Annotated in this window: 23 protein-coding genes; 8 read left to right on the top strand and 15 right to left on the bottom strand. The window is 32.3% G+C overall.

What is annotated here, in order from left to right; all coding sequences use genetic code 11:
* Nucleotides 1-147 precede the first annotated feature (147 nt).
* From BUC03_RS09935 to BUC03_RS09890, 10 genes are all read right to left on the bottom strand, one after another.
* On the bottom strand, nucleotides 148-1,416 hold the full coding sequence (locus BUC03_RS09935; protein WP_073151190.1) for an acetyl-CoA hydrolase/transferase family protein: 1,269 nt from the start codon (nucleotides 1,414-1,416) through the stop codon (nucleotides 148-150).
* A 205-nt stretch (nucleotides 1,417-1,621) separates the two neighbouring features.
* Nucleotides 1,622-2,344, bottom strand: a complete 723-nt coding sequence (locus tag BUC03_RS09930) for a sulfite exporter TauE/SafE family protein (protein ID WP_073151187.1) — start codon at nucleotides 2,342-2,344, stop codon at nucleotides 1,622-1,624.
* Between the two features lie 686 nt (nucleotides 2,345-3,030).
* Nucleotides 3,031-3,480, bottom strand: coding sequence for a FixH family protein (locus BUC03_RS09925; protein WP_073151184.1), 450 nt, complete (start codon nucleotides 3,478-3,480; stop codon nucleotides 3,031-3,033).
* Nucleotides 3,481-3,627: 147 nt separating this feature from the next.
* The gene (ccoG, locus tag BUC03_RS09920; protein ID WP_073151181.1) at nucleotides 3,628-5,049 is read right to left on the bottom strand and encodes a cytochrome c oxidase accessory protein CcoG; all 1,422 of its coding nucleotides are present in this window, start codon (nucleotides 5,047-5,049) and stop codon (nucleotides 3,628-3,630) included.
* Between the two features lie 219 nt (nucleotides 5,050-5,268).
* A complete protein-coding gene (locus BUC03_RS09915; protein WP_073151178.1) occupies nucleotides 5,269-6,228 on the bottom strand; it encodes a cbb3-type cytochrome c oxidase N-terminal domain-containing protein in 960 nt (319 codons plus the stop codon).
* Nucleotides 6,225-6,410: a CcoQ/FixQ family Cbb3-type cytochrome c oxidase assembly chaperone gene (locus BUC03_RS09910; RefSeq protein WP_073151176.1), complete on the bottom strand. Its 186-nt coding sequence runs from the start codon at nucleotides 6,408-6,410 to the stop codon at nucleotides 6,225-6,227. The genes BUC03_RS09915 and BUC03_RS09910 overlap by 4 nt, the downstream gene beginning before the upstream one ends.
* Nucleotides 6,411-6,422: 12 nt before the next feature.
* Nucleotides 6,423-8,621 (bottom strand): cytochrome-c oxidase, cbb3-type subunit I, encoded by a 2,199-nt coding sequence (gene ccoN / locus BUC03_RS09905; RefSeq protein WP_073151173.1) that lies wholly within the window; start codon nucleotides 8,619-8,621, stop codon nucleotides 6,423-6,425.
* A gap of 2 nt (nucleotides 8,622-8,623) precedes the next feature.
* On the bottom strand, nucleotides 8,624-8,827 hold the full coding sequence (gene ccoS / locus BUC03_RS09900) for a cbb3-type cytochrome oxidase assembly protein CcoS (RefSeq protein WP_073151170.1): 204 nt from the start codon (nucleotides 8,825-8,827) through the stop codon (nucleotides 8,624-8,626).
* A 188-nt stretch (nucleotides 8,828-9,015) separates the two neighbouring features.
* The gene (gene pdxH / locus BUC03_RS09895) at nucleotides 9,016-9,621 is read right to left on the bottom strand and encodes a pyridoxamine 5'-phosphate oxidase (RefSeq protein WP_073151167.1); all 606 of its coding nucleotides are present in this window, start codon (nucleotides 9,619-9,621) and stop codon (nucleotides 9,016-9,018) included.
* Nucleotides 9,605-12,013: a heavy metal translocating P-type ATPase gene (locus BUC03_RS09890; RefSeq protein ID WP_073151164.1), complete on the bottom strand. Its 2,409-nt coding sequence runs from the start codon at nucleotides 12,011-12,013 to the stop codon at nucleotides 9,605-9,607. Before BUC03_RS09890 ends, pdxH begins: the two co-directional genes overlap by 17 nt.
* Before the next feature lie 125 nt (nucleotides 12,014-12,138).
* On the opposite strand from BUC03_RS09890, the gene BUC03_RS09885 reads away from it, so the two are divergent.
* Nucleotides 12,139-12,729, top strand: a complete 591-nt coding sequence (locus BUC03_RS09885; protein ID WP_143159179.1) for a DUF6134 family protein — start codon at nucleotides 12,139-12,141, stop codon at nucleotides 12,727-12,729.
* 53 nt (nucleotides 12,730-12,782) lie between these two features.
* On the opposite strand, the gene BUC03_RS09880 is transcribed toward BUC03_RS09885, so the two are convergent.
* The gene (locus BUC03_RS09880) at nucleotides 12,783-13,361 is read right to left on the bottom strand and encodes a T9SS type A sorting domain-containing protein (RefSeq protein WP_073151158.1); all 579 of its coding nucleotides are present in this window, start codon (nucleotides 13,359-13,361) and stop codon (nucleotides 12,783-12,785) included.
* Nucleotides 13,362-13,587: 226 nt separating this feature from the next.
* Between BUC03_RS09880 and BUC03_RS09875 the strand changes: the two genes are divergently transcribed.
* On the top strand, nucleotides 13,588-14,472 hold the full coding sequence (locus BUC03_RS09875) for an AraC family transcriptional regulator (protein WP_073151156.1): 885 nt from the start codon (nucleotides 13,588-13,590) through the stop codon (nucleotides 14,470-14,472).
* Between the two features lie 57 nt (nucleotides 14,473-14,529).
* Here BUC03_RS09875 and BUC03_RS09870 read toward each other — a convergent pair whose 3' ends face one another.
* From BUC03_RS09870 to BUC03_RS09855, 4 genes are read right to left on the bottom strand one after another with little or no spacing between them, the layout of a single operon-like run.
* Complete coding sequence (locus BUC03_RS09870) at nucleotides 14,530-15,852, bottom strand: TolC family protein (RefSeq protein WP_084112893.1); 1,323 nt, start codon at nucleotides 15,850-15,852, stop codon at nucleotides 14,530-14,532.
* A 3-nt stretch (nucleotides 15,853-15,855) separates the two neighbouring features.
* Nucleotides 15,856-18,981, bottom strand: a complete 3,126-nt coding sequence (locus BUC03_RS09865) for an efflux RND transporter permease subunit (RefSeq protein ID WP_073151153.1) — start codon at nucleotides 18,979-18,981, stop codon at nucleotides 15,856-15,858.
* 3 nt (nucleotides 18,982-18,984) lie between these two features.
* Nucleotides 18,985-20,046: an efflux RND transporter periplasmic adaptor subunit gene (locus tag BUC03_RS09860; protein ID WP_073151151.1), complete on the bottom strand. Its 1,062-nt coding sequence runs from the start codon at nucleotides 20,044-20,046 to the stop codon at nucleotides 18,985-18,987.
* Between the two features lie 21 nt (nucleotides 20,047-20,067).
* Nucleotides 20,068-20,664: a TetR/AcrR family transcriptional regulator gene (locus tag BUC03_RS09855; RefSeq protein WP_073151148.1), complete on the bottom strand. Its 597-nt coding sequence runs from the start codon at nucleotides 20,662-20,664 to the stop codon at nucleotides 20,068-20,070.
* Nucleotides 20,665-21,105: 441 nt separating this feature from the next.
* Here BUC03_RS09855 and BUC03_RS09850 point away from each other — a divergent pair, with 441 nt between their 5' ends.
* From BUC03_RS09850 to BUC03_RS09825, 6 genes are all read left to right on the top strand, one after another.
* Nucleotides 21,106-22,566, top strand: a complete 1,461-nt coding sequence (locus tag BUC03_RS09850) for an aldo/keto reductase (protein WP_073151145.1) — start codon at nucleotides 21,106-21,108, stop codon at nucleotides 22,564-22,566.
* A 50-nt stretch (nucleotides 22,567-22,616) separates the two neighbouring features.
* A complete protein-coding gene (gene larE / locus BUC03_RS09845) occupies nucleotides 22,617-23,414 on the top strand; it encodes an ATP-dependent sacrificial sulfur transferase LarE (protein ID WP_073151143.1) in 798 nt (265 codons plus the stop codon).
* Entirely contained in the window at nucleotides 23,407-24,069 is a 663-nt protein-coding gene (gene larB, locus BUC03_RS09840) for a nickel pincer cofactor biosynthesis protein LarB (RefSeq protein ID WP_073151140.1), read from the top strand. Before larE ends, larB begins: the two co-directional genes overlap by 8 nt.
* Nucleotides 24,066-25,310 carry a nickel pincer cofactor biosynthesis protein LarC gene (gene larC, locus BUC03_RS09835; protein ID WP_073151138.1) on the top strand — a complete coding sequence of 415 codons (1,245 nt, stop codon included), beginning with the start codon at nucleotides 24,066-24,068 and terminating at the stop codon, nucleotides 25,308-25,310. Before larB ends, larC begins: the two co-directional genes overlap by 4 nt.
* Before the next feature lie 11 nt (nucleotides 25,311-25,321).
* Nucleotides 25,322-25,507 (top strand): hypothetical protein, encoded by a 186-nt coding sequence (locus tag BUC03_RS09830; RefSeq protein ID WP_073151135.1) that lies wholly within the window; start codon nucleotides 25,322-25,324, stop codon nucleotides 25,505-25,507.
* Between the two features lie 429 nt (nucleotides 25,508-25,936).
* Nucleotides 25,937-26,788 (top strand): tetratricopeptide repeat protein, encoded by an 852-nt coding sequence (locus BUC03_RS09825; protein ID WP_143159178.1) that lies wholly within the window; start codon nucleotides 25,937-25,939, stop codon nucleotides 26,786-26,788.
* Nucleotides 26,789-26,792: the final 4 nt, after the last annotated feature.

The raw sequence follows: 26,792 nt of genomic DNA, 5'->3' as shown, positions 1-26,792 counted from the left end.
AATGACGAAAAATAGATCAATAAAAAAACCCTAGTTTTTTAGCTAGGGATTTTTTTTGTTTGGTCAGTTCGAGCGGAGTCGAGAACTCAATTCATACTAAAAATTGATGTTAAAAACCTTTCGACTCCGCTCAAGGTGACATTCATTTTATTTAAAACGTTCGTACATCGCTTTCTCTAAACTCTCTTGATGATTAGGATGCGCTATAGATATTAGAGCATTAGCACGCTGCTTTAAACTTTTTCCGTATAAATTTACCACGCCATTTTCTGTAGCAATATAATGTACGTGCGCACGAGTAGTAGTTACTCCTGCACCTTCTTTTAAACAAGGTACAATTTTAGAAATTCCTTTAGCAGTTATAGAAGGCATTGCAATAATTGCTTTTCCTCCTTCAGAAAGTGAGGCTCCACGTATAAAATCCATTTGTCCTCCCACTCCAGAGTATTGCATTTTCCCAATAGTATCTGCGCAAACCTGTCCGGTTAAATCAATTTCAATAGCGCTATTAATTGCAGTTACTTTTGGGTTTCGCCTAATAATAGAAGTATCATTGGTATAAGCTGCTTCTTTAAAATGTACTAACGGGTTGTCATCTAAAAAATCATATAATTTAGGAGAGCCAATAGCAAAACAAGTTACTATTTTTCCGTTTTTCACCATTTTATTTTCTCCGGTAATAATTCCTTTTTCAATCAAAGGCAGCACTCCATCAGAAAACATTTCGGTATGTATTCCTAAGTTTTTATGGTTGTGTAAGTTATTTAAAACCACGTTAGGTATTCCGCCTATTCCCATTTGTAAAGTTGCTCCATCTTCTACTAATTGCGCCACATGATAACCAATTTGCTTTTCAACCTCAGAGGGTTCTACGGTAAATACTTCATGTATAGGCTCATTTACCATTACCGCCGCATCAATTTTATTCATATGTATAATACCATCTCCGTGTGTTCTTGGCACTTGCGGATTTACTTGAGCAATTACTTTTTTTGCACATTGTATTGCTGTTAAAGTTACATCTATAGAGGTTCCTAATGAGCAATACCCGTGTTTGTCGGGAGGTGAAACTTGTATAAATGCAACATCAAGAGGTAAAATACCACGTTTAAACAATAAGTGCATTTCGCTTAAAAAAATAGGAATATAATCTCCGTGTTCAGAGTTTACCGTTCTACGCACATTACCTCCCACAAAACAACTATTTACATGAAAACTTTGGTTGTAAGGCTCTTGCGCATATAAAGCATCTCCTTCTGTATGCATTTGCACCAACTCTACATCTTTTAATTCTTGGTAGCGTTCACATAAAGCTTTAATAATTACTTTGGGCGTCATTGCTGCACCTTGAAAAAATACTCGATTGCCAGATTGTACATTAGATACCGCCTCTTCTTCTGATATAAAAGTTAACATAAGTGTTCTTATTTTCTATTTCTCTTACAAAACTATTACCTCTACCTAGTTTAAAATATGACATTTGGCATACTTCTATAAAAAATAAGTTTCCATTAAAATTTATTGGGCGCAACCACAAGGGTCGGGCTATTCGTTATATCTTTTTTGCTGGTCACTTCGAGCAGAGTTGAGAAGTCTTCAAAAGCAAAAAAGGATGCCACTACTATCCCTTGCGCGGAACGTGACAGTCTATTTGAGAAGAAACTTTTTCTGTAGTATAAATTGCTTTGGGAGATACATACGGAATACCTAAACCTAAACCTCTTAGTACAAATAATAAACCTACAATAACCACAAAAACCGGAATGGCTTTTTGTATTTTTTGTCTAAATGCGGTACTTAAAAAGTTACCAGCCAATACCATTATTGTCATTAATGGGATAGTTCCCAAACCAAAAACAATCATATATAAAGAACTCATCGCTATACTTTCGTAAGCAAAAGATCCAAAAATGGCCATATATAAAAGTCCACAAGGTAAAAACCCATTTAAAAAGCCAATGGTTAAAAACGTATCTGGTGTTTTCTTTTGTAACTCTTTACCTAAAGCAGATTTCACTTTAGAAATAAGTTTATAAATAGGACGTGAAAAATTATACTTGCTAAAAGTTTCATGCGGAATAATTACCACCAAAATCATAAGCCCACCTATTGCAATAGATATTTTCTGCTGAATACCAAACAGAAATAAGCCTTTACCTAAAAGACCAAATAAAAAACCAATAAAGCTGTATGTAGTTAACCTACCAAAATGGTAAAGACTTAACTGTAATATTTTTTTAAACTTGCTTTTACGATCCAGCGGTAGCATAAATGCAATTGGCCCACACATTCCCACGCAGTGAAAACTCCCCAGTAAACCTAATATAAAAGCTGAATAAAGCATAATTCTATTTATGGTTAAAACTTATTAAATTACTTACTCTTATGTGATTCCGGATCAAGTCTGGAATGACGCTTCTTATCCATGTCAGATCGAGCGGAGTCGAGATCTTGAGACTCTGCAAAAGCTCAAAAATTTTCGACTTTACTCGAGGTACAAATTCACTTAGATTTTGCGTCACCCTGAACTCGATTCAGGGTCTCATCGCCCAAATCTTTCGTTTAGAATGTGATTCCGGATCAAGTCCGGAATGACGCTTCTTATCCATGTCAGATCGAGCGGAGTCGAGATCTTGAAACTCTACAAAAGCTCAAAAACTTTCGACTTTACTCGAGGGGACAAATTCATTAACTTTTGAACGTTTTTATAAATTATTTCGAGTATCGTCACCCTGAACTCGATTCAGGGTCTCATCACCCAAATCTTTCGTTTAGAATGTGATTTCGGATCAAGTACAGAATGACGCTCCTTATCCATGTCAGATCGAGCGGAGTCGAGATCTTGAAACTCTACAAAAGCTCAAAAACTTTTGACTTTACTCGAGGTACAAATTCACTTAGATTTTGCGTCAGCCTGAACTCGATTCAGGGTCTCATCTCTAATATTTTTTTTTAGAATGTGATTCCGGATCAAGTCCGGAATGACACTTCTTATCCATGTCAGATTAAGTCTGCAATGAAACAAAATATTTAATTTCTAATCTGTAAATCTTTTTTGTACAAATAAGTGGTTCCGTTAGATTTCCAATTAATAGAAAGTTTGTATTTCCCTTCTACTAATTTTTCTGAAGGAATAAACATTTGTTGATTTTCTAAAGAAATTGGAACTTCTATATCTAACTTTTTGTTAGAAGGTCTGTATAAATTAACTTCTCCTTCTATGTTTCTCTTTTCTGAAGGAAATACAATTTGAATTCCTTCCGCAGAAAGTTCTACTTGTATATTTTTAGTTAAACTTGCAGAATTTTGTTGTGCATCTAACTCTCCTTGGTAAGCTAATTCTTGTTGATAATACTCTTCGGTTACCAGATCGTGATCAAATTTTTTATCGGTACTCATTTTTACCCCTAAAAAAATTATAAAGCTCATAAAACATGCTATAGCTATTACAATACCTACTCCCCAATTTATTTTTTTCATATTTATATGTTTAAATAATTATTATATGTCTATTGTCAACCCAAACTTATTTTACTGGGTTAAACCTTCAATTTCAGGGTTTCCTCTTTCCTATTTCTGTTTTTAAATTCAAGAAGAAATTACATATCCAGCATAAAATGACGCATTCTACCTAAAACTACGTGGCCCTAAAAATGATGCTACCGTAGTTTCTATTAATTTATCTCCACTATACACACCTATTTTCAATCGTTCTTTGTCACTTTCTAAAGCAGCTTGATTAATATCTATAAATAACGTCCCTTCAGATAAACCTTGCTTAGGAACTTCAAAATTTTCGTGTGTTACCAATTCAATTTTTCCGCTATGCGAAATCAATTTAAAATGAACATCTTCAATAGGTTCTACTGTTTTATTTACTAGTTTAAACGTATAAACATTTCTTATTACATTATCTGCTTTCTTTTCATACAGTTGTCCTGGTAACCTCAACACGGTAGCTTCTACATCATTACGTAAAAAAAGCATACCTACTAAAACACCCATCAAAATAAATAGTACTGCACTATATGCTTTTAAACGTGGATTGAATGTGAATTTTTTCTTTTCGGCAATATTTTCTTCGCTAGCATAACGTATTAAACCTGTTGGTAAATTCACTTTTTTCATCATGGCATCACAGGCATCAATGCAAGCGGTACAGTTTACACACTCTAACTGCGTGCCATTTCTAATATCAATATTGGTTGGGCATACTTGTACACATTGCGCACAATCTATACAGTCTCCTTTACCAGTTGTTTCTCTGTCTTCATTTTTTCTGAATTTTGCTCTTCCTGCTTCTTTTTCTCCTCGCTTATAATCGTAAGCAACCACTATAGATTTTTTATCTAATAAAGCTCCTTGTAAACGCCCGTAAGGACAAGCAATAATGCATACCTGCTCTCTAAACCAAGCAAAAATAAAATAGAAGACCCCGGTAAATATCAAAAGAGATATAAGTGTGCTTGTGTGAGTTTTGGGGCCTTCTGTAATATATCTTAACAGCTCATCGCTTCCTATTAAATAAGCTAGAAAAATGTTAGCAATAAGAAAACTTATCATGAAAAATATAATCCATTTTAAAGCTCTTTTTCTAATTTTTTCGGCATTCCAGACTTGTTTTGCTAAACGTATTTGTTTACCTCTATCTCCATCAATCCAATATTCTATTCTGCGAAAAACCATTTCTAAAAAAATAGTTTGTGGGCAAATCCATCCGCAGAAAATTCTACCAAAAGCAACAGTAAACAGAATAATAAATACCACCCCTATAATCATTGAAATTACAAACAGGTGAAAATCTTGTGGCCAAAACGGAAACCCGAATATATTAAAACGACGCTCTAAGACATTAAACATTAAAAACTGATTGCCATTTATTTTTATAAAAGGTGCGGCAAAAAGAAACAGCAACAAACCGTAACTTACCCAAGTTCTGTATTTGTAAAATTTACCTTCAGGTTTCTTAGGATATACCCAAGAACGTTTCCCTTCTTGATTAACAGTCCCTATAGAATCTCTAAATTTCTCGTTGCCTGGAGCTTCCACGTTTTTTAGGTATTAGGTTATTGTTTTAAATTTATTTTGAAAAATTTTTCTTGCTGTTAGCAAAATCAATCAGGATGAGATGCTGAAATCATAGATTCAACGTAGTTAATCAAGTTTAGCATGACTAAAATTTGAAATTGCTTCTTACCAAAGCAAGGATTGAAAAAAATTTAAAAAAAGCGGAGTTGAGACCTTTCGACTCCGCTTGAGGTTACTTAATTATATTTCATCTGTAACTTGAATAGTATCTACAGAAGTTGTGTTTTCTGCTCTTTCTGTATTTTCAGCTTCTGGAGCGTCACCCTCTTCTACCCAAAGTTCTCCTTGCGGTTCTTTAGGTTCTGCTGGTGTGGTACCTTGTAGAGATAGCACATAACTTGCTACTTGTGCTCTTTCTACAGGTTTTAGAGTTTGCTCCCAAGCAACCATTCCTTTACCAGAACGACCACCTTCGGTTACGGTTCTAAATACATTTTTAATACCGCCACCTAAAAGCCAATATTTATCTGTTAGGTTAGGACCAATACCACCACCTCCATCAGCTTTATGGCAAGCCGCGCAATTGGTTTGGAAAATATTTTTACCTGCTGCTAAATCTCCTGGTTCTGTAAGTAACTCTACCGTGTTAATATCTACTAGATTTTTAGCTGTTTTTTTATATTCTGCAATTGCAATTTTAGCTTCTACAACTTCTGCTTCATATTCTTGAATCTGATTATAGTCATTAAACACATGAAAACGTAATAAATAAACCGCAGCAAATACAATAGAAGCATAGAATCCATATATCCACCAAGGTGGTAAGTTATTATCTAATTCTCTAATACCATCGTAATCGTGATCTAGTATAATTTCTCCCTCTTGTTCTATTGGTTTGGTATCTACCAGTTTTTTGTAAGTTTTTTTAAACCATACATAACGTTTAGCTTCACTTTCTTTCTCTGCCGCTAAATAACGTTGTTTAGCCTCTTCATCTAGCGATTTATAAAGTACACTTTGCAACGCTCCTACACAAAGTTCTACCGCTACTGCAAATAACCCTGCAATCCCTAAAACTAACCAAGCTAATGGGTAAGTAGTAAACACCGAACCATCTTTTACCTCTACCGTATATTCTATTAATAAGTACCCAATTAGTAAGAAAAGGAATACTCTAATGTATGATACTATATTCTTCATAAGGCAGCGTCTTTTTCGGTTTCTAATGGAATATTACTTACTTCTTGTATGTATTCTTTTTTTGAGGTAAATACCCACCAAAACAAGGCAACAAAAAAGAGAAAGAATATGAGTAAAGAAATTAGTGGGTATACTTCTACCCCATCTATGGTTTCCATATGTCCTTTTATAAATTTCAACATGGTTTCTGGTTTTTATTTAGAACTTACTTCTTGGTTAGCATCTTTAATTTTAATATCGGTTCCTAATCGTTGTATGTAAGCGATAAGTGCAATTACTTCTCTATCTTTCATTTCTACAAAATCAAGTCCGTTTTCTTTTGCATATTTTTTATCGGCTTCATAGCTTTCTGCAAAGTCAGGGTCTGAGTACAAGTTTTGCTCTATTTGCGCTGCTTGCTCTTCCATCCATTTTTGAGCGTTAGCAATTTCTTCATCGGTATAAGGAACCCCCAAGGTTACCATAGCTCGCATTTTATCTTCTGTTTGTGAACGGTCGTGTTCATTTTTAATTAACCATTTGTAACTTGGCATAATAGAACCAGAAGAAGTGGTTTGTGGATCGTAGAAGTGATTAAAGTGCCAATTGTCTGAGTACTTACCTCCTACTCTAAATAAATCTGGACCGGTACGTTTGCTTCCCCATAAAAATGGATGATCGTACACATATTCTCCTGCTTTAGAATATTCTCCATAACGCTCTACTTCACTACGGAAAGGTCTAATCATTTGTGAGTGACAAGAAACACAACTCTCACGGATGTATAAATCTCTACCTTCTAACTCTAATGGCGTATATGGTTTAACACTAGATATAGTTGGGATGTTAGACTCTATCATTAAAGTTGGTACAATTTGTACTGCGCCACCAATTAAAATAGCTATCGTTGCATAAATGGTAAGTTTTACTGGTTTTCTTTCTAACCAAGTATGGTAACCCTCTCCTGCTACACGTTTGCTAGAAACTTTTGTTAACGGAGCTGCTTGTGCTAACTCATCTGTTACTGCGCTTCCTGCTTTTATAGTTCTTACCACATTATAAAGCATTACTATTGCTCCAACAATGTATAAACTACCACCAATAGCACGCATCCAATACATTGGTATAATTTCTTGTACCGTTTCTAAAAAGTTACCGTATACTAAACTTCCGTCAGGATTAAATTGCTTCCACATAGAAGCTTGTGTAAATCCGGCTACATACATAGGTAAAGTGTACATGATAATACCTAAAGTACCTACCCAAAAGTGAACATTTGCTAACTTGGTAGACCATAAATTAGTTTTTACTAATCGTGGTATTAACCAATAAATCATTCCGAAGGTTAAGAAACCGTTCCAAGCTAATGCTCCTACGTGAACATGCGCTATAATCCAATCACTAAAGTGAGCAATAGCATTTATATTTTTTAGAGAAAGCATTGGACCTTCAAAAGTTGCCATCCCGTAACCTGTAATTGCTACTACCATAAATTTAAGAACAGGATCTGTTCTTACTTTATCCCAAGCACCACGTAAGGTTAATAACCCATTAATCATACCTCCCCAAGATGGAGCTAGTAACATAATTGAAAAAGCTACTCCTAAATTTTGTGCCCATTCTGGTAATGCAGAATACAATAAATGGTGTGGACCTGCCCAGATATAAATAAATATTAACGACCAAAAGTGAACAATAGAAAGTCTGTAAGAATAAACTGGACGGTTAGCAGCTTTAGGTACAAAATAATACATTAAACCTAAAAATGGAGTTGTTAAAAAGAATGCCACCGCATTATGCCCGTACCACCATTGTACCAATGCATCTTGCACCCCCGCATATACAGAATAACTTTTTAAAGCACTTACCGGTAATTCTATATTATTAAAAATATGAAGTACTGCTACGGTAACGAACGTTGCTAAGTAAAACCAAATTGCTACATATAAATGGCGTTGTCTTCTTTTAAAGATTGTCCAAATCATATTAACACCAAATGCCACCCAAACAATAGCAATTGCTATATCTATTGGCCACTCTAATTCTGCATACTCTTTAGAAGAAGTATAACCTAACGGAAGAGTAATTGCTGCAGCTACAATAATAAGTTGCCAACCCCAAAAATTAAAGTTACTTAACGCATCGCTCGCCATTCTGGTTTTCAACAAACGCTGTAAAGAGTAATACACTCCTGCAAAGATAGCGTTACCTACAAAGGCAAAAATTACGGCATTGGTGTGCAAAGGTCTTAACCTTCCAAAACTTAGCCAAGATATCCCATCTGTTACGTTGGGAAACAAAAACATAAACGCTAGTAGGAGCCCGACGGACATTCCTATAATTCCCCAAAAAATTGTAGCGTACAAGAATTTTTTTACGATCTTATTGTCGTAATAAAACTGATCCATTTCCATTTTTATGATTGTTTGTCTTTAGTTATTACTTGTTCTTGATTATTCTTGTTGGTAGATTTTTTTACTAGCTCATCTTCAAAAAGCATTCTTACAGATGGGGTATACATATCATCATATTGCCCACTTTTTACAGAGAGAATAAATGCCACAAAAAACACGATGGCAACAGTGATACTTATAGCTAATAAAACGTAAATGACACTCATAGGTCTTCTAATTATATATCAAAAGTAGATGTGAAGGCTTTCTTAAAAAATGACATTTGTCAGTTTTAAAGATTAGATGCTAGGCTAGATGAAAGAGAAGAGACCTGCCAATAATAAACTACTAATAAACAGCACTTTAAATGCATTTTATCTATAAAAACACATATTAAGACAGATTCTAAATAGAATTAGATAGATAAATCAAAGTAATGCCATACTTTTTTACTCCAAGAAAAGTCTTTCTTTAAATTGTAACGCATACTTTTTATTATACCTACAGAAGAATATTGTATAAAATCTAGGTGTTGAGGTTTTACTAAATAGCCACCCCAATTTTTAGGCATAGGAATTGTTTTTCCTTTAAATTTTTCTTCAAAATAATGAAGACTTTTTTCTAAAGATGCTCGAGAAGTTAATTTTTCTCCTTGTGGTGAAGCCCAGGCTCCTATTTTACTACCTGCAGGACGTTGTTCAAAATAATTTTCTGAAATTGATCTTGGTAGTTTTTCTGCTGTACCTTGAATAAATATTTCTTTCCCGGCTGCTTGCCAATTAAACTGCAAACTAACTTTGGGGTTTTTAGCTATTGCTCTTCCCTTTTCACTTTTATAATTAGTGAAAAATAAAAAACCTTCCCAAGTAAAACGCTTTAGTAAAACCATTCTGCTTTTTGGGCAAGCATCTTCTCCTATGGTTGTAAGTAGCATAGCATTTACCTCTGAGATTTGGTGAGATTTTTCTACCTCAAAAAACCATTCTTGAAATTCTTGAATTGGGTTATGCTCTTGCTTCATTTCTAGAATTTTTAAACAGTTTTTCCCCTTTTAAATTAGTGAGAACAGTCACAAAAATTAATACAGTAATAGAACTCAAAGGCATTAAAATAGCTGCTATAATAGGAGATAACTGCCCTGTAACTGCAAAATATAAACCTATTACATTGTAGATAAAAGATAAGGTAATACTCCATTTAATAATGCTTACAGTTTTTTTTGCTGCTTTAATAAATGCTGCTATTTTTTGAAATTGACTAGCTTCTAAAATAGCATCACAAGCGGGAGAAAATACATTTACGTTTTCTGCAATAGAAATACCCACGTTGCTTTGCGCTAAAGCTCCGGCATCATTTAAACCATCGCCCACCATCATTACATTTCGTCCTTCCTTCTGTAAAGTTTTAATGTAATTAAGTTTGTCTTCTGGTTTTTGGTGAAACAACATATCTGTTCTCTGTGGGAGTAGTTGTTGCAAAAATTTCTTTTCTCCATGATTATCTCCCGAGAGAATAATTAAATGAAAATCTTTTTTTAATTGCTGAAATAATTCTTTTACTCCTTCACGATATTGGTTGTGAAAAATATATTTTCCTTTATAAATATCGTTGGTTTTTATATGAACTGTAGTTGCTAGTGTGTCTGTTTCAGTATCATTTCCTACAAATTTAGCAGAACCAACCTCTATAGAGTTGTCTGCTTTTTTGGCGTGCATTCCTTTCCCTGTAACCTCTTCAAAATCATCTAAAGTTTGAATATCTTGCTCTGCTAAAAAATTGTATAAAGCACGGCTTAATGGGTGGTTAGATGAGCGCAATGTATTTTTAAGTAAAGCTTCTTCATCTTCAGAAAGGCTTAAACCTTCATAAGCAATAGTACTTTTTTTATTGGTAGTAATAGTACCTGTCTTATCAAAAATAAGGGTATCTACACTTGCTAATTTCTCTATTATATTTGCATTTTTTAAGTAAAATTTTTGTCTACCAAAAATACGTAGCATATTACCCAACGCAAATGGGGTAGATAATGCTAATGCGCATGGGCAAGCAATAATAAGCACCGAGGTTAGCACGTTAATAGCCAAACTACTATCTACTACCAACCAATAACTTGTTGCTATTACAGCAATACTTAATACCGCCCACGTAAAATATTTACTTATAGAGTTGATAATACCTATAAAACCGTGCTCTTTGTCTTTTGCAAAAACATCATTACTCCAAAGTTGCGTAAGGTAACTTTGTTCTACTGACTTTATAGCTTCTACTTCTATGGCTCCAAAAAGTTGCTTTCCTCCTGCAAATAACTTATCTCCAGAAACTTTATCTACAGGTTCACTTTCTCCGGTTACAAAACTATAATCTATTTGTCCTTTTCCTGAAATTAAAATGCTATCTACAGGTAATAATTCATTATTTCTAATTAAGAGTCTATCTCCTTTTTTTACCTCATAAATCTGGATATTTTCTTCTATTACAGACTCATTTTTCTTTGTAATTTTAGTAACTGCTATAGGAAAATAAGATTTATAATCTCTCTCAAAAGATAAAAATGAATAGGTTTTTTGCTGAAAAAATTTACCTAACAATAAAAAGAAAACTAAACCTGTAAGACTATCAAAAAAACCAGTGCCGCTATCTGTAAACACTTCTGCAGTACTTCTTATAAAAAGTACTAAAATACCCAAGGCAATAGGTACATCTATATTTAGTATGTTAGAACGTAAACCTTTATAGGCAGAGACAAAATATTCTTGTGCAGCATAAAAAACTACCGGTAAAGAAAAAGCAAACATTAAACCTCTAAAAAGATATTTATATTGATCTAACCAATATTCTGAAACTTCAAAATACTCAGGAAAAGATAAAAACATTACATTACCAAAAGCAAAACCAGCAACTCCTAATTTGTAAATTAAACTACGGTCTACTTGTTTTTTTCCTTCTGTGTAATCATTTAAACTAATGTAAGGTGCGTAACCAATGGTACTTAATAATTTAACGACTTCTTTTAAGTTGAAGTTTTCAGTTTTAAAGGTAATACGAACGGTTTTCTTTGGAAAGTTTACTTGTGAACTTTTAATTTCTGGTTGCAATTGGTGTAAATTCTCTAAAATCCATATACAAGAACTACAATGCATATGCGGAATGTAAAGATTTACTACTTGAATACTTCCATCATTAAATTCAACTAATTTTTCAATAATATCAAGATTATCGAGATAATCGTATTTGCCTTCAATTTCTTGCGGAATTGCTCCTGGAGCCGACTGAAGATCGTAATAACAGGATAAATTATTAGTTGAAAAAATTTCATATACAGTTTGGCAGCCATGACAGCAAAAATTTTTATCATCAAATACAATAGGCGATTTACCACAATCACTTCCACAATGAAAACAAGTTTGTTGCATCTTTAAAATTCTAGTCTTGCAAATTTGAAAAAGAAGAACAATTTATAATATGATAAATGTCAGATATGAATCTATTTATTATTTATTTTTTTGTGGTATCTTTTCAGCTATCAAATTTTATATATATGAGATTATCATTCTTTTTTCTTGCTTTATTGGTTTTTCAATCTATCCATTCTTATGCTCAAGAAGAGAAAAGGGTGTTTAAAATTATACATAAGGGAAATAATATAGGAAACTTATATGCAAAAAAAGAGCAACTAGGTGACAAGGTTATTTACAGTAACAGAACAGAAATTGACACAAGAATTATAACCAAAATAGAAGTAGATTATAACTATAAGGTGGTGTATAAAAATGAGGCGTTAGCACACGCTTATGTACTAATTTTTTTTAACGGAAAAGAGAAAACAAACACCTACACCGATCAAAACAAAGAAGGGTATAATTTTTATGAAGACGATGAGTTACAGCAAAAAATTTCTGAAAAAATTAAATACAGCACTGTTAATTTAATGTTTGAAGAGCCTGTAAATATTAACCGGGTTTATGCAGAAGAACACGGTAACTTTCATCAAATAAAAAAAATTGGACCTCACTGTTATGAAAAAATAAACAACAAAGGTAAATCTAGTACTTACACGTATAAAGATGGTTTTTTAACGCAAGCAGAAATTGATGCAGGTCTTATCAATTTTAAAATTATTGCTAACTAAAAACGCCACATAAAATGTGGCGTAAGTAGGTATATTTGGGGTAAAAAAAGGTCTTATTTTGTACTCACCGTTCTATAGTAACTTCTGTCTCCAGAAAATACAGCTAACATATAATCTCCAGCTGGTACAGCAGAAAAATCAAATGTTTTTTTAAGAACTAAATCATTATTTACTAAAGTAGTTACTACTTCTCCATTAGCATCAAAAATATATACCTGAATATTTTTTTGATCTGGGTTAGTAAAAGATACTTTAACTTGCTTATCTACTTGCTTAAAGTTTGGCTTAAAAAATATTTGAGAATCACTTTTAATAGTTACCGTATTATTTTTTTTCTCAATTTGTTTAGCATAGATAGAACTTTCATCTTCTAAGTGAAGAAAATAAGTACCATCAGGTACTAATTCTAAACTTAAGCTTTTTTGAAATTTATTATTTAAGTGAGCTTCTTTAAAAAGTACTTTTCCGTCTACATCTAATAAAGTCAACATATCTCCTTCTTGAGCATCATCTAACTCTACCATTAAAATTTGATTTTCAGCTACGGCTACATCAAAATTTTTCGCTGCTTGTACATTATATCCTACAATAAGTAATAATGTAAATACCAATGTTTTCATTCTTCTTTGCATAATCTTTAGCTTTAATGGTTAATAAAATTTTTACTTGATTATTACATTACAAATATAAAGCGGATGTAGAGCTAATTTTAGCACGCAAATCGCTAAAATATGTTCTATATTAACCCTTAATAAACTCGTAACATTAAAGTAACAATCAATTACACACATAATAATAAAATCATTTATTTTTAGTATATTGATAATTAATTGTCAATTTTATTTTCATAATCGCAATATGCCTGCAAAAAAAAATTTCAAACCTATTTTAGAAAAAGTAGAACCATTATTTGGTAGCTCTTTTTCTTATAAATATTTTGGTGAAGATAACCCTAACAAAAGTGAAAAGTTTTGGCACTATCATCCTGAATTAGAACTGGTTTATGTAAACAAAGGCTCTGGTAAACGCCAAATAGGTAGCCATGTTTCTCATTATAGAAATGGCGATTTATTGTTGATTGGTGCTAATTTACCCCATTGTGGTTTTACAGATCAAATGAAAGAAGGGCAACACGAAACCATTATTCAATTTTTACCAGATTTTTTAGGGCAATATTTTTTTGATATTCCAGAAATGGCTCCTATTCGTAATTTGTTTAGTAGAGCTGCAAAAGGCATTGTTTTTCACGGACAATATAAAAGAACTATTGGAGCTAAAATTCAAGCATTACGTTACGACGATAGTTATCATAAATTACTTGGCCTTTTAGAAGTTTTAAAGTTATTAGAAGAAGCTAAAAACTATACATTATTAAATGCAGAAGGTTTTATGCTAGAGGCTAAACTAGAAGACAATAACCGAATTAACACGGTTTTTAATTTTGTGAAAGAAGAATTTAAACGCCCAATACCTCTAGAAGAAGTAGCTAATCTTATTAATATGACGGTACCTGCTTTTTGTAGATATTTTAAAAAAATAACTGGAAAAACATTTGTACAGTTTGTAAATGAATATCGATTAACACACGCTGCAAAACTTCTTCATGAAAAACAAATAAGTATTACGGATGTTTGTTTTGAAAGTGGTTTTAACAATTTTAGTTATTTCAATAAAAAATTTAAAAGTCTTACAGGTAAATCTCCATCTACTTATAGAAATGAGCTAAACTTCAATATTAGTTAAACAAAAAAGCCTCTTCTTTTAAGGAAGAGACTTTTTAAGTGAACACATTGTATGGCTTTAATTTTCTGTAAACGTATCTTGTAATTGATTTGTACTATACAAGTACATAGCTTCTTTTACCTCATAATCTGCATAAGCACTTACTAAAGCTGCTTTTGCTTCTTCTTGAGTACTTCTAGCGTCTAATAAATCTGTTAAATTATTAAGTCCGCTATCATAATTATCTTTTTGTGATTTTAAATTTTCTTGCGCATACAACACTCTATCTTCTGCATATTGAATTTGCTTGTAAGCATTTTGTAAATCATACCAGCTTTTCATAATACCCAACGTTAGTTGATCTTCACCATCTTTAAGTTTATTTTCTGCTATAGTGACTGCAATTTGGCGTTCTTCTACTTGACGTTTTTCACCAGACCACCAAGCAGAAATTGGGATACTTAATGTACCAAACGCTATTGGTTGTACGTCTATACCTAAATCTGTATTAAAAGAATCAAACTTTGCAGCACTAAAACCTACTGCAAATTTAGGTAGTAAGTCTGCTTTTTCATTCTTTACTTGAAGCTCTGCTGCATCTAGTTGGTGTTGCAACAAACGGTATTTATTATTGTTTTGTAAATCAAGTTCTGGATTTTTATACTTTAATTGTGGCGGAGTAATTTTTTCATGAATTCCTTTTATTGCTACTAAAGTAGTATCATAATTTATACCTGCATATAAAGCCAAATCTAACAAAGCGATCTTACGTTTATTATTTAAATCGTTTTGTTTTAATAATAACCCGCTTTTTTCTACTTTAACACGTAATAACTGACTTTTAGCTATAAGGCCTGCTTCTAATAAATCTGTTTGTTGTTTTAACAATTCATTCAAATAAATTTTACTACTAGCAATCACCTCTTGTTGTTCTTGAATTTTGATTAACTGCCAAAACTTAGACTCTACGTTTAATAAAACAGAATCTCTAGATTCTTCTGCACCTATTAATCTACTATCTGCTTGTAGTTGCGCCAAATCATTTGCTAGATTTACTTTTCCGCCAGCATAAACAACTTGAGAAGCAGTTGCTGAAATTCCGTAGAAATTATCAATACCATTAGGCAAAATGCCAGTAATTGGCGGAATTAGGTTTTCAAATCCGTACACTCCAAAGGCCATTGCTTCTACCTCTGGAAAGTATTTTGCTACGGCCTCTCGTTTTATTAATGCCGCCTGTTCTGCTCGTAGATTTCCGTTTTTAATACTTCTGCTATACTCTAATGCAGAAGTAGTAACCTCTTCTAAAGTTAATTCTTGCGCTTGAATAGTGCTGGTTAATCCGAAGAAAAACGCAGCACACACACTAATTTTTATATATAAATGGTTTAAAGCCTTCATCTTTTATTGGTTTATTTTTTTTGACTCTGTTTCCAGATTTTCTTTGTTCTCATCATTTCTAAAAAAGATCCAGTAAAGTACAGGCAATACATAGAGCGTTAAAACCATAGATACTAAAAGCCCAAATGCAATTACGGTACCCAATGGGCCCCATAAACTGGATCTACTTATAATCATTGGTGTTACTCCTACTGCTGCTGCAGATGAGGTTAAGAAAATAGGACGCATTCTTCTTTGTGCAGAAAGTATAGCTGCCTCTAACACATTTTTACCGTGATGTTCGCGCAGTTCATCTGCAAAATCTATTAAAATAATTCCGTTTCGTACTACAATACCACATAATGCTAAAATACCTAAGAAAGAAGTAAACCCGTATGGGTATTGCATTAATAGTAACCCAATTGCAGCACCAAGTATACTTAATGGCATCGTGATAAAACTTAGCATAGCGTGTTTAAACGATTTAAAATGCCAGATAAGAATAAGAATAATTAGAATAATACTAATAAGCAATGAAATTTGCATTGGCACCAAGTTTTCTTGAGACATTTCAAACTCACCACCGTAACCAATAGTAATATGTTCTGGAATATTTAGCTCTGCTAATTTTGGTCTAATTTTATCTAGTACCACATTTGCTACCGCACCTTTTTCTAAATCTACACGAATGGTTAAACAACGCATACCATTACGTCTTACAATTTGCTCCTGCTCCCAAGCTGGTTTTACTTCTGCTACTTGTTTTAAAGGAACTATTTTACCTGTACTTGGAGAAATAATAGATAGTTGATTTAGATCTGATATACTCTGCGTAGCACTATTTTGTGATTTTATTTTTACATTAATACCGTAATCTCCCTCATAAAGTTGTGTAGCTTTTAAGCCTTCCATATTCATAGCTATGGTATTACCTATATTTTCTTTGGTAAGGCCTACTTGAGATGCTTGGTCTTCTTTTATAGCTACCGTTATGGTTGCATATTGTTCTCCAAAATTGCTTCTACTCCAAATAGTTTGTGGTGTTTTACGTGCAACATCAATTACTAAATCTCCATATTTTTGCAATTTGGTAATATCATCTCCATACAACCTAATCTCAATAGGCGCAGGTTTATTTACCATATTTAGTTGCTTCATACGTAAGTACGCATTTGGAAACATATTAGCATACTTGGTGTCGTATTCTTCTAAAATTTCTTCGGTAGCATCATTAGATGAAGTAGTTACCAATATTTGCGCATAATTTTTAGATGGCAATTTTGGGGCATATACCATATGAAAACGAGGTGAACTCTCCCCAATAAAACTGGTATAATTCTCTACTTTTTCTTCTTTATCAAGTATTTTTTCAAAAGCATTTACCACTGCGGCAGTTTCTTCTAGGTTACTCCCTTTGTTTAAAGTAACTTCTATTGCAAATTGATCTCGCTCTACAATAGGAAATAGCTCTTTACTTACATTTGAAAATAAATAACCACCTAAAATTACTGCCAAAACACCTGCAAATACAGTAATTTTATAATGCTCCATTGCTTTTTCTACACTTTTGTTAAAAAAGCCTTGAAGACGATCTAGCATTGATTTTTTCTTTTTGCCTTCTTCCTCTTCCTTTTTATCTGAATGTAATCCTTTTTTAATAAATACTGTATTAAGAAAAGGCACCAGTAATATAGAGATGGCTAAAGATAAAAACAAAGCAATGGAGATGGTAAACGGAAAAGTACTTAAGAAATCTTTTGCCGTACCAGACATAAAAAACATTAGCGGAAAAAAGGTTGCCGATATAGCTAAAGTTGCCGTAAAGACAGATGGAAATAATTCTTTAGCACTATGATATGCAGCATCCCAACGGGACTCACCTTCATCTAATTTTTCTATATAATTATCTATAACCACAATTGGATCATCTACCACAATACCCAGTACTACAATTAATGCAGCTAAGGTTACTGTATTTAACTCCATACCTAACATATACATCACTGCTAATGTTGCTGAAATGGTGATAGGGATGGTTGCTGCTGCTAATGAAGCTACCCGAAAAGGTAGCAAGAACATACACACAATAATTACTCCCATAAGCGCATAGCCAAACTCTTTCATAAAATGACTAATAGAGTGGTCTACTGCTACTGGTTGATCTGCTATGGTGCTAATTTTTATATCAGATGGCAGTTCTGTTTCTAATTTTGCAAGGTGTTCTTTTACCTCTTCTCCAAACTGAACAATATTATTTCCTTTAGCCATTTCTAAAGTAATAATCATTGCTTTTTCTCCTCCCGTTTGTATATAAGAATCTGGATCTTCATACTCTCGTTTTACATGAGCTATGTCACTAACTTTGATAACGTTTCCGTTTTCATCTGTTTTTACAATATGCTGTGATACATCGGTGATATTGTTTAAAAATGCATCTAAATGAATAGGACGATCAAACTGCTTACCTTCTAAAGTTCCTCCTGGTAAAATAGTACCACGTTTTTGCAAACTTTGCATCAACATACCTGGACTAATACCGTACTGAGCTAATTTGTTCTGATCTACCTCTACAGAAATCTGTTCTGTTAAACCACCAGAGTGAGTAATTTTTGCAACATCTTCTATTTGGCGTAAATCGTCTATAATTTCTTCTACATGTAACTGAAGGTCTTTATACGGTCTAGAATCTGACTGCACCGATAGTATCATCGCTGCCGTATTTCCAAAGTCACTATTTACAATAATACCTTGTACTCCATCTGGAACGGAGCGTTGCTGAAATACAAATAAATCGCTCTTTAACCGATTCCAGAATTGTTGAGTTTCGTCTTTACTTACCCTATTGGCAACTTCTAGATATACATAACTCATCCCGTCTTTTGAGTAAGAATAAGTTTTAGTTTTATCTACTTGATTAAATGTAAAAAGATATTCTTCTAATTTTGAAGTAAGTTGTGTTTCTACTTCTTCTACTGTTGCACCAGGATAAACCCCTACAACCAGTCCTGTTCTTATGGTAAAATCTGGAAACTCATTACGAGACATATTAAATAGCCCAATAAGCCCGATTACCAAAAATGTTAATGCTAAAGCAATAGGGAAGGCTTTATTCTCCATTCCCCACGCTATAAGATTTCCTTTCTTTTTCATAGGTTACTTGCTTATCAAAGTTATAGGAGTGTTATTGGTAAGTTTATGGTAACCTGAAGAAATTACTTTATCTCCAGTATTTAAACCGCTCTCTACTACAATCCCTTCATCATATAAACTTCCTACTTCAATTATTTTTTGTTGAGCTGTGTTTGTAGCCTCATCTACTACATACACAAAATGAGCTCCTGTATCTGTAATAGATACTATTTCTACCGGAAGTATAATTGTGTTTGTTTTTGTTGAAGATGCTGTTTGTGCTGGTTGATTTGTAAATTTTGCCTGACAAGACATACCTGCTTTTAAAGCATTTTTGGTATTTGGCAAAGTAATTTTTGCCTGATAGATAGGGGTTTGTTTACCAGATTGCACAGAAATTTCTGTAAGAGTCCCTTTAAAATCTTTATTTAAAGCATCTACATGAACTATTGCTGTATCTCCCTCTTTAAAGTTATTCACTTCTTGATCTGAAAGAGAAATTACTGCTTGCATATTATCTGTATCTAATAATTCTACTACAGGTGCGCCTGGGCTAGCAACATCTCCTACTTCCATCATTTTAGCACCTATATAACCAGAAAATGGTGCTTGAAGTTGTGTTTTTTTCACACTCTCATAAGCTGCATTTGCTGCAGCTTGGGCTTGCTTGTATTTAGAGCGTGCCTCTACCATTCTTATTTCTGCAATACTACCTTTAAGATAAACTTCATTAATACGTTTGTAATTTTCTTCTGCTAGTTCTGCTTGTGCTTTTTGAGCGTTATATTGTTCTCTATAACTAGTAGCATCTATACTAGCTATTACATCTCCCTTGTTAACGTAATCTCCAAGACTTACTTTAAAGTCACTAATATTACCAGAAACCTGAAAACTTAATTGAGTAGTTTTTGCTGCTTTGATAGTACCAGAAAAGCGAGTAGCTGATTTAGCTGAAGAATTTTTATTGTTACCAATAGTTAAAGTTTGTACCGCAATAGGGTCTATGGTTTTAGTAGTTTCTTTTTTAGCACAAGAAGCAAAAAAGAAAACTACAAGTAGAGATAATAAAAATGGTTTACGTTTCATCTATTTAAAATTTTTAAAACTTTATTTTAAGGAATTGATTAATAATTTAGTGATCCACTTTAATCTTTTTATTGGGTCACCTTGAATGGTTTCGTATATAAAATATTCTTTTTTAACACTCTCTTTGGTGTTAAGAATTACGGTAGCTAAAAAATTTAAATTACTTTCTTCTATGGGTTTAATTTCTTCTTTTTCTATTGCCCAAACTAAAAAACTTTTAATAACATCTAAGTCTTGTTGACGTATTTGCAATAAAATAGCAGCCACAAAACCTATGTCTTGCTTAAGATCATTTAAAATAGCTCCATAAGTTTCTATACCATTTGCTGTATTTTCAAAATGGGCCTGAATGTAGGTTAAGCAATTTTTTTCTAAAGTATTTGTAGGAGTAAGTTTTGTTTTTAAGCTGTTAAAAAGCGGTTGATTAAAATCTGTTACAAAAGCTTTAAAAACAGCTTCTTTACTTTCATAATAATAATAAAGTGTACTCCTTCCTTTACCAGATTCTTTGGCTATCTGTTCCATCTTGGCATTTTTATAGCCATACTTTCTAAAAACTTCTTTTGCTCCTTCTAATATTTGATTTTTGACAAATTCGTCTTTTGATATTTTCGACACTAAACTTATTTTTGTTTAATTTTCGACAAATATATATAATTTGTTAGTTTGTTAGACAAAAAAAAATATTTGTCTTATTATTTATTACAGTTTTTTCTTTTACTTATCTAATTACAGTAAAACAAGTTACTTGAAATAAGGTTAATTTACTGAAAAACAATTATTTACTTAATAATTTAAATATAAATGACTAACATATCTATTTTAAATTCAGCAAAAAACAATCACTTAAACTGCAATATTCATAAAATGAACCCAAAATTTTAAAAATTATGCATTATATTAACTCTTTTAGTTCCGTTATATATGCAAGACAATCAATATCATTACTTAAATTAATGTTAAAAAGATACATATAACGTTAAATTTCAAATCTAAAAGATGGAGTATGATTAAATTAGTTGCTCACAAAAGGTAGTTTTCGAAAAAAAACGATATAATATGAAAGGTAAGTATCCAATATCCAGACGTAATTTTATTACATTATCAAGTACAGCAGCAGCAGGTATTACATTTTTGCCACCCACAAGTTGGTTTTCAGATAAAGTTCCTGCACCAATGATGAGAGATTTTGGTAGAATGAAAAATAAAGTTACTACACTTGGTCTTGGAGGTCAAGCCTCTTTACAATGGACACCAGATGATGTAGATCCTGTTTCTATTATAACCAAAGCTTTTGATTTAGGTATAAATTATTTTGACACATCTAATGTTTATGACTTAAGTCAATTACATTACCACGAAGCTTTTAAGAAAAAAAACTTAATTCCGGGAGAACCAAATTATGATAAAAAACTTAGAGAGTTTATTACCATAACTAGTAAAACTCTTATGAGATGGGGAAAACCAGGATGGCCAGAATTAAAAAATGTTCGAAACAAATCTAATGGTGAAAATGTTCAAACTGCGGCAGATGATATAAGAAGAACTATGACGCAGCTTTTTGGGGATGGAAATGGATATTACCCAGAGGGCTCTTACGTAGATATTGTTTTGGTTCACGCTTTAGAAGCTATTGAAGAGAACGATATTTTGTACAAGGGTATTGAAACACCAATTAAACCTGATGAAAACTTTGGTGCCTTAGTAGTTTTAAAAGATTTTAGAGATGGCACCAATTTTACAGGAACAAATCCTAAAAATGAAAAATTAATAAAACATATTGGTTTTTCAGGACATAAAAATCCTGAAGCTATGATTGATTTTATGCAACGTGATAAATATGGATTATTAGATGCTTTACTAGTGTCTATAAATTCTAACGATCATTTGTATTTTAATATGAAACACAATGTTATTCCGGTAGCTAAAGCTAAAGGTTTAGGTGTTATAGGGATGAAAGTATTTGGAGCGGGAACTATGTATAAAGAAGTGCCTGGATTCTCTAGAAGGCCAGATCAAATCTATCGTAAAGTAGGTTCTGCAGAATTACCTAGTCATGAACTTATAGAATACGTATTAACCACACCTGGCGTAGATACACTTATTATAGGTATTGGGCAAATAGATGAAGATCCGCTTAAATGCCAATTAACTCAAAATTTTTATGCCTCTCAAGTAAAACCAGATGCAATGTCTGAAAAGAGAAGACTTGAAATAGAAGCTAAAACCGCAAAAGCTGCAGGAGAGCGAACAAATTTCTTTCAGCTTGATAAAATAGATATGACAGGGCCTAGAGATCTTAAACAAGAAACTGTAAACGGAGTTACAAAAATCACTTGGCAAACGGCTTATGCGGCGGCAGACCCTATTTCACATTACGAAGTTATGTTAGACGATAAAGTGATAGGTAAAGTAGACCATAAACCTCAAGTACTTAAAGATTCCCCTTTTGTTTTTGAAACTGAAGCTACAGGAAAATTCAAAGTTTACACGGTAGATAAAGCAGGACATAGAGCCTAATTATAATCATTGGGGTAAATAAAATACTACCTATTTATAAAATTAACTGAATGTCAAAACTAACGCTGCTTAAAAATTGGTTTAAAAACCATAAAGGTACAGTTACCGCTTTTTCTGGCGGTGTAGACTCATCATTAGTTCTTTATGTTTCTAACTTAGTTTTAGGTGATCAAGCAATTGGTTTAATTTCTAATTCTGAAAGTTTAAAATCTAAAGATTATGAGATTGCTACTAATTTTTGCAAAAAACACAATATTCAATTAAAAGTTATTAAGACAGAAGAACTTAGTGACCCTAATTACACGTCTAATCCTGCTAACAGATGTTTTTTTTGCAAGACTCATCTTTATGAAGCTATGATAGATATTATACAAGAAGAATACCCTAACCACACCATTTTAAACGGAACAAACTTAGACGATTTAGGGGATTACAGACCCGGGTTAGAAGCAGCTAAAAATCATCATATCAAATCTCCCTTAGCAGAACTTAAAATAACCAAAAAAGAAGTTATAGAAATGGCTAACGAGCTTGGTTTAGAAACTGCAGCTAAACCACCAAGTCCTTGTTTAAGTTCTAGAATACCTTATGGTACTACCGTAAACAAAGAAAGACTTCAGCAAATAGAAAAAGCAGAATATATTTTAAATCAGTATGGATTTTTAAATGTACGTGTAAGGCATTTAAAAGAAGTAGCTTCTATAGAAGTACCTGTAAATGAAATAGAAGATTTAAAAAATAAATTTAACAAGATTTCTAAAGAGATTAAAAAATTAGGATTTAACAAAGTAACTATGGATAAAGAAGGATTTGTATCTGGAAAATTAAACCGTGTATTAAATGGATAAAACATTTGTTATTGACGAGGATAGAAAACACCGTTTAGGTTTTGAAGAAGTAATTTACGGAGCGTCTAAAAGTGTAGCATTACTAACAGATATATTAAAAGATTATTCAGATAAAAAAACAAACGTATTAGTTACCAAACTACAAGAAAATAAAGCAAAAATATTATTAGAGAAGTATAAAACAGCATTCTACGATGAAGAATCTGGCATTTTTATGCTTTCTGCAATCGACAATAACGAAGAGAAAGCTGCTAGAATAGGAATTATTTCTGCTGGTAGCTCTGATATTGGAGTAGCTCATGAAGCTTATTACACGTTAGCATATATGGGAGTAAAATCAAAAATTATACACGATATTGGCGTTGCTGGTCTTCATAGATTACTAAATAGACTAGAAGAAATAAAAAGCTTTGACATACTTATTGTAATTGCTGGTTTTGAAGGGGCATTACCTACAGTCATGGGTGGTTTATTACCTCAACCAATAATTGCTGTGCCTACCTCTGTAGGTTATGGTACAGGTAAAGGAGGTGAAACTGCTTTACGAGCTATGCTTACTAGTTGTGCAAATGGTATTTCTGTAGTAAATATAGATAATGGTTACGGTGCGGCTTTAAGCGCTTTTAGAATGATAAAATTATTAGAAAAAAAATGAATACAATATACATAGAAGCTTTTTCGGGTCTATCTGGTAATATGCTTTTGAGTGCTTTTTCTGAATTACTAGAAGATTATGAGCAATTAATTGATTTACCTAAAAAATTACATTTACCAGATGGTAAAATAGAAATTAAAGAAGTAGACAAAAATGGTATTAACTGTAAATACGTAGAAGTTATAGATTTAAATCTAGACAAAGAAAATTCTGCAGCACACAGTCATACTCATTCACACACACATACTCATGATGGCCATACTCACTCCCATGACCATCACCACGGTAATCATAGACATTTAAGTGATATACAAAAAATTATAGATCACGCGCACATTAGTGAAGGAGCAAAAAAAATAGCTCATGAGATTTTTTTAATGATTGGTAAAGCAGAATCTAAAATTCATGATATGCCACTTGAAACCATTCATTTTCATGAAATTAGTGGTGTAGATTCTATTATAGATATTGTAGGAAACGCTGTACTTATAGATAAATTAAATATTTCTAAAGTATACAGCACGCCAATTTGTACAGGTTTTGGTATGGTGAGTACACAACACGGTATGTTACCTGTTCCCGCTCCTGCTACTGGCGAGTTACTACAAGGTATGCCTATTTACTCTGGTAACGAAGAAGGAGAAAAAATAACTCCAACTGGTGCGGCTATTTTAAAATATCTAAATCCAGATTTTACAAATACAACTTATACTCCTACTAAAACAGCTTACGGCCCAGGTAAAAAAGATTTTATCAATGCCAATGTGGTACGTATATCATTACTTAAAGATGATTCTTGTGACAATAAAAAATCTAAATATTTACAATTAGAAGCTTCTATAGATGATATGTCTCCAGAATATTTAGGAGCAGATTTTCAAGAAGATTTATTAATATCTGGTGCAGTAGATTTTAGTATTACACAACAATTAATGAAAAAGGGAAGACTGGCATTTTTGTTAAGCGTTATTCTCCCAGAAGATAAATTAAAAAACGTATCTAATTATTTGTTTGATAATACCAGTACTATTGGGGTGAGGTATTACCAAATAGATAGAATTGAACTCCCTAGAATTCAAAAGAAAAATCAAACTGCGCTAGGTGAAGTAGTAGTAAAAGAAGTCACTACACCTTCTGGTATTAAAAAAATGAAACCTGAATTTGACGATGTACAAAAAATAGCCAAAAAAACATTTCAATCTCCTTTTCAGGTAATAAACAAAATCAATAACAAATCTTAAAACTATAAACTATGAAAAAAGCACTTTCTATCTTTATTTTCGCTATCACTTCACAAGTGATATTTGCTCATCCAGGATCTGAACACCACCACGAATCTTTTATTGGTGAATGGGCTTGGTTAATTATTCCTGCTATTGCTATTGCTGGATTAATTTGGAAATTTGGTAACAAAAAAATGAAAAAAATTGAAAAATAATACGTGGTTATAATTAACCCAATATTTGTTTAATATTATCAATTTGCACAAAAGGGATGTTCTTAAACACAGAATATCCTTTTTTTATGCTTTAAATTTGATGCATTTAAATTATAAAATCAATTAAAACGCTCACTTTTATTTGATTTTTTTTTCAATTTGAAGACTCCCTAAGCAACTCAATTACAAATAAGTAAATGCATTTGTGATTTTTGCTTATACTATAGATTAACACTCCCTTAATAATCAGGTAAATAAAACATAACAAATAGAAGTAAACAACTAAATAACAAGTAGTTAAAACACATTAACTGACTATTTTTACAATAAATTAACCTTATTAACATTCAGAATACTTACCTAACGATAGCTTAAATTTAAGTTTACATCACTGCCTGTAGATTTACAATCAAATAAACATCTTGTTAAATGATTGAAATTTCACAAAATAATTTAATCATAAAAAAACTACTCACTATCGTTTTCTTATTCTTATCACTCACTATGTTCTCTCACGGTGATTTAACTGCCAGAATTGAACAGAAAACAAAAGAAATATCTCTAGCTCCAGAAAACTTTGAACTTTATTTTGAAAGAGGTTTATTATACCAACAGCATATAGAATATTATAAAGCTTTAGATGATTACAATATTTCTAAAAAATTAGGCAACTCTAGTCAAGCTTTATATTATAGAATTTCTGAAGTTTATTATTTGACTGAAGATTTCACAAATGCTTTAGAAAGTATCTCACCTTGCATCGAGCTAAAAACTCCCGATGTTAAAGCAAAAAAACTCCAAGCTAGAATATTATTTAATCTAAAAGATTACAAACAATCCCTAGATGCTTACCAAGAATTTATAACCAATGTAATTGATCTTAAACCAGAAGATGTATTAGAATACTGTGATATTATATTGGCTGAAAATAGTAGTAATTACAACACAGCTCTAAATATTATAGAATCTGGTTTAGAACAAATTGGTGTAAACACTTTATCCCTTCAACTAAAAAAATTAGACTATTTAAAAGCTTCAAATCAAACTGAAAAAGCTTTAGAGCAGTATAATTATTTCATTCTTGAATACAAGAGAAAAGAATTCTGGTATTACAAGAAAGCAAAGTATTTAGCAACATTGAATAAAACTCAAGAAGCTAATATATGTTTAAAACTAGCAACAGTTACCATTGAGCAGTTAGATGTTAAGTTTAAAAACATGAAGTCTATTATTAAATTAAAACAACAAATAAAAACCTTAGAAACCTCACTTAACAACTAAAAAC

This window comes from Mesonia phycicola (assembly GCF_900141885.1).
Taxonomy (GTDB): domain Bacteria; phylum Bacteroidota; class Bacteroidia; order Flavobacteriales; family Flavobacteriaceae; genus Mesonia; species Mesonia phycicola.
Note: the sequence above shows the minus strand (reverse complement) of the source record. Positions and strands in the feature narration are given on the sequence as shown.